This window comes from Protofrankia sp. CiP1_Cm_nod2, assembly GCF_920664355.1.
GTDB lineage: Bacteria > Actinomycetota > Actinomycetes > Frankiales > Frankiaceae > Protofrankia.
In genome coordinates this window covers 8,694-9,252 of the sequence record NZ_CAKKTL010000187.1, presented here as the reverse complement: position 1 = coordinate 9,252, position 559 = coordinate 8,694, and the positions used below count along the sequence as shown (strand labels likewise).

Annotated in this window: 1 protein-coding gene; it reads left to right on the top strand. The window is 68.9% G+C overall.

Annotated features, from left to right (window positions below):
* The coding region (locus NBW84_RS18265) for an amidohydrolase family protein (protein WP_250285947.1) at nucleotides 1-298 on the top strand (298 nt) is incomplete at its 5' end.
* Nucleotides 299-559 lie beyond the last annotated feature (261 nt).

Below are 559 nucleotides of genomic sequence, written 5' to 3'. Positions count from 1 at the left end.
GGCCCTGCTCGCGGCGACAGCCAACGGTGCACGCCTGTGCGGTATCTCGGAAAGTGTCGGTCGTATTGCCCCACGCTACGAGTTCGACGCTATTCTGCTGGACGAGGATCCGGGCGACCTGTCGCTGTTCGAACGTCCCGACGCGGTGACCGGGGTCTTTCTCGGCGGTGTTCCCGTCGTCCCGCACACCCGCCTGCCCGCGGCCCTGACCGTACCCGCGGGCGGTGGCCTCCGGCCGTCCCCGGTGCCCGGCCCCGTGGGTGACCTGCCGCCGGCGGTGAACCCCGCGACGCCCTGAGTACTTCGGCCCGTCCGCCACCGGCCGGATTCCCTGCCGGCGGCGGGCCGATGTGCTGTTGCCGGCGTGTCACCACGGTGTGTCCGGCGGCGCACCAGCACGGAAAAGCAACCGAACAAAACCCGCTAATACTCGCGAACGCGCAGATTCCGCCGCTCTTTTCGGCGCGTGAATCACCGGAGAATTTGCCCGCGGGGGCATTGCTCTTCGCGGTTGCCGGTGCGCGTTCGTCATACGGGGCTTATCGTTGGTCCGAACCCC